We start from the raw sequence: 4,702 nt of genomic DNA on the forward strand, positions 1-4,702 counted from the left end.
CCACCAACTCCGGCGACCGCTCCAGCACCAAAGCCACCACCGACTCCGGACCCACCCCCCGCGCAATCAACTTCCGCGCAAGACGATTCGCCCGCGCCTCCACCTCCCCGTAACTCAGCTGCCCCTCACCACCGACCAGCGCCACCGCCTCCGGCGCCCGCGCCGCCTGCACCGCGAACAAATCCGGCACCAGCGCCTCCGGCACCGCCCGCGCCGTGTCGTCGCTCCGGCACAGCAGGTCGGCGTACTCCGCGTCGAGGACGTCGATCGCGCCGAGGGGCATGTCCGGGGATTCCGCCAGGGCCGTGACCAGGTTCGCCAGACAGGTGTGCAGCAGTCGGCACACCTCCGTCGGATCGACCTGCGCCACAGCCTCCACGACCAGTTCGAAGCCGGTCGCGCTCTGGTCCACCGAGACGGTGAGCGGGTAGTTGGTGTGGTCCTGGACGGAGAGGACCTCCACGCCGTCGAGCTTCGCCCCGCCGGCGGGGGTGCCCTCGATGTGCCGGTAGTTGAAGAGGGAGGTGAACAGGGGCCCGCCACCGGACAGTCCGCTCGCCGCCTGGGCGAGGGTCAGCGACGCGTGCTCGTGCACGAGCAGCTCCGCGAGCCGGCCGCGCAGTCCGGTCAGCGCCGCCACGACCCCCTGTCCGGTCAGCTGCACGCGCACCGGGAGGGTGTTGATGAACAGCCCCGTCACCCGGTCGGCCGCCTCACCGGCGTTCATCCGTCCGAACATCACCGTGCCGAAGACGACATCGCTGCGACCGGACACCGCCCCGAGCACGCGCGCCCACGCCAGGTGGAACACCGTCGCCGGGCTGACGCCCAGCGAGCGCGCCACGTCCCACACGCGCCGGGCCAGGGCGGCGTCCACGGGCAGCCGGCCCGACCGGGCCGCACCGCCGTCGCCGAGAACGTCCATCAGGCCGTACGGGGCCGTGACCTCGGTGACGTCTCCGAGAAGCCCGGCGAAGTACCGCTCGTGTTCCTCCCGGGGCATCCCGAGCCGTGCCCGGGCCACGAACTCACGGAACGGTACCGGTGGCGGCAGCCGGTCGGCCTGCCCGCCCATGAACGCCCGCACCTCGTCGAGCAGCACGTCCGACGCCGTGTGGTCCTGCACCAGGTGGTGGATGCGCACGAGCGCCAGCCATCCCCCGGTGCCCGGCTCGGCCGCCACGCGCACGTCCATCAGCGGTGCCCGGCCGATGTCCATCCACCCGCCGGCCGCCGCGAGCAGCCGCTCCGCCGAGTCCTCGGTGACCGTCAGCTCCGCGTGGCGTACCACCACTTGAACCGGCTCGGGCAGCCCCTCCCACACGATCGCCGTGCGGTACACGTCGTTGCGGTCCACGACCTGCCGCAGCGCGACGAGGAACGCGTCCAGGCGGCTGCGCGAGTCGAACCGCAGCGTCGACGGCGTCACGTAGACGTCCGTGCCGTCCCGGTCCGCGATCAGGTGGTGAAAGAAGATGCCCTCTTGGAGGGGCGCCAGCGGATACACGTCCTGGATGTTGGGCGCGCCCCCGGGCACCGCGGCCACCAGTCGTTCGATCTCGGCCTCGGAGAGCCGGACCAGCGGCAGCATCTCTTGGGTGATCTCCTGCGCGCCCGGCGGGATCCCGTTGGGCGGCACCGTCACGGCCTCCGGTCCCGCGGCAGCCGCCAGCCCGGCGGGCGTCGGCGTCGTGAACAGCGCCCGCACCGACACCGACACCCCGCGCTGTCGCAGTCGTTCCACCAGCGAGACGACGAGCAGCGAGTGCCCGCCCAGGGCGAAGAAGTCGTCGTCGACCCCGACCCGCTCCAGCCCGAGGACCTCCGCGAAGGCAGCGCAGATGGTCTCCTCGCGCAGGCCGGCCGGGGCACGGCCCGTACCGGCGGCCGCCGAGTAGGCCGGCACGGGGAGCGCCTTGCGGTCCAGCTTGGCGTTCGGTGTCAGCGGGAACGCGTCCAGCACCACCACGGCCGACGGGACCATGTGGGACGGCAGCTGCCGGGCCGCGAGATCGCGTACCAGCGAGGGCAGTTCGTCGGTGTCGGCGTCCTCGGCGGGGATGACGTAACCGACCAGCCGGAGGTCGCCGGGGTCGTCCTCCCGCACGACGACCGCGGCCTGCTCCACCCAGGGGTGGGCCGCCAGCGCGGCCTCGATCTCGCCCGGCTCGATCCGGAACCCGCGGAGCTTCACCTGCTCGTCCGCACGCCCGGCGAACACCAGCTCCCCGTCGGTGTTCCACCGCACCCGGTCGCCGGTGCGGTACATCCGCTGCCCCGGTTCGAAGGGACAGGCCACGAACCGTTCGGCGGTCAGGCCCGCGCGTCCCAGGTAGCCGCGCGCCAGGCCCGTACCCGTCACGTACAACTCGCCCAGGACGCCCGCCGGAACAGGCCGGAGCGCGTCGTCGAGCACATGGACCCGGGTGTTGGCGATCGGGCGGCCGATCGGCACGGCCGCACCCGCTTCCAGGTCGGGCCGGCACTCCCAGACGGCCGCGTTCACCGTCGTCTCCGTCGGCCCGTAGCTGTTGAACATCTTCCGCCCGGCCGCCCACCGGGCGACCACCTCGGCCGGCAGCGCCTCCCCGCCCACGTCCAGCACGAAGTCGTCGGCGAGAGCGCCGTGCGGGATCGTGGCCACCACAGCGGGAGGCAGCGTCGCATGGGTCACCCCGGACTCCGACAGAAACTCCGCGAACTCGGCACCGAGCCGCCGCTCGGCCGGGACGGTCACCAGAGCCGCCCCCGACAGCAGCGCCAGCAGCCACTCCTCGCAGAACATGTCGAAACCCACGGACGCGAACTGCGCCACCCGGCTCCCCGGCCCCACACCGAACCGGCCGTGGCTCACCGAGAGGTTCGCGAACCCCTCGTGCGAGACGACGACACCCTTCGGCCGCCCGGTCGAACCGGACGTGTAGATCACATAGGCGGGATGCCCCGGCAGCAGCGGAGCGAGCCGATCGGCGTCGGACACCGCCGCATCGGCATACCCCTGCGCCTCCATCGGCAGCGCGGCCTCGTCGAGCACGAGAACCGGTGCGGCGTCCTCGATCATGAACGCCACCCGCTCGGCCGGCTGGTCCGGATCGATCGGCAGATACGCGCCACCGGCCTTCAGCACCGCGAGGATCGCCACCAGCAGCTCCGGTGAACGTTCCAGCACCAGCGCGACCACCGACTCCGGCCCCACGCCCGCGGCGATCAGCTGTCTGGCCCACCGGTTCGACCGGGCCTCGACCTCGCCGTAGCTCAGCTCGACGCCGGGCCCCACCAGCGCCACCGCCTCGGGCAGCCGCGCCGCCTGCGCGGTGAACAGCGCGGGCACGAGACCGTCCTGTGCGGGCGCGGCGGTGTCGTTGACGTGCAGCAGCAACTCGGTGTGCTCGGGATCGACGATGTCCACCGCCGCGAGCCGGCCGCCCGGGGTGTCCTCCAACGCCCTGGCCAGGTTCGCCACCGAGGTGTGCAGAAGCCGGCACACTCCCGTCGGGTCGACCGGTGCCGTCGCCTCCACGACGATCTCGAAGCCGGAGGCGCTCTGGTTGACGGACACGTCCAGGGGATAGTTCGTCGGGTCCCTCGTCAGGACGGCGTCGACGCCCTCGATTCCGGTGCCCGACTGCTCGACGTCCGCCTGCAGGTGCCGGTAGTTGAAGATCGAGGTGAAGAGCGGGCTACCGCCCGGCAGGCCACTGGCCGCCTGCGCAAGAGCCAGCGGCGCGTGCTCGTGGACCAGGAGCTCGGCGAGCCGGCCGCGCATGTCCGCCAGGGCCTGCTCCACGGTCCGGTCGGCCACCTCGACCCTGACCGGGAGGGTGTTCATGAAGAGCCCCGGAACGCGATGCGCTCCGACGCTCGCCCGACCCAGCAGCACGGTGCCGAACACGACGTCGTCACGCCCGGACAGCGCCGCCAGTACTCGCCCCCACGCCACGTGGAACACGGTCGCGGGACTCACCGCGAGCGCCCGCGCCACCTGGTTCACACGGGCGGCCACATCACCCTCCACGGCCAGCCGGCCCTGGGCGGCTCCCAAGCCGTCACCGTGCACGTCGTGGAGTCCGTAGGGGGCGGTGGTGTCCGTGACATCGCCGAGGAGTCCGGAGAAGTACTCCCGGTGCGCTTCCTCGGACACGCCCAGCCTGGCCTGCGCCACGAAGTCACGGAAGGGCACCGGCGTCGGCAGCGCCTCGGCCCGTCCGGCCAGCATCGTTCTCACCTCGTCCAGGACCACTTCCAAGGCGGTGTGGTCCTGGACCAGGTGATGCATCCGGATGAGCGCCAGCCAGCCCTCGCCGCCCGGCTCGGCCGCGGTGTGCACCGTCAGCAACGGCGCGCGCTCCAGCTCCATACGCCCGCCGGCCGCCGCCAGCAGCCGTCCGACCACGTCCCCCTCACCGGCACCGAGCTCCACCTCGGTGACCGGAAGCTCCGCCCGCCGCCACACCACCTGGACGGGCTCCGGCAGTCCCTCCCACACGATCGCCGTGCGGTACACGTCATGCCGGTCCACCACCTGCTGCAACGCCGAGAGGACGGAGTCGAGCCGGGCCCGCGAGTCCATCCGCAGAACGAAGGGCATGGCGTAGACGTCCGTGCCCTCCCCGTCGGCCATGAGGTGGTGGAAGAAGATGCCCTCCTGCAACGGAGCCAGCGGATACACGTCCTGCACATTGGCCGCACCACCCGGCACCGC

The 4,702-nt window shown here is 72.4% G+C and carries 1 protein-coding gene; it reads right to left on the reverse strand.

Going from position 1 to position 4,702, the window contains the following annotated elements; translation table 11 throughout:
• Positions 1-4,702, reverse strand: a 4,702-nt coding sequence (locus ACZ3I3_RS41200) for a non-ribosomal peptide synthetase (RefSeq protein WP_467373004.1), incomplete at both ends; no start/stop codon positions are given.

The sequence above is a fragment of the Streptomyces sp. NPDC016851 genome, from assembly GCF_055562795.1.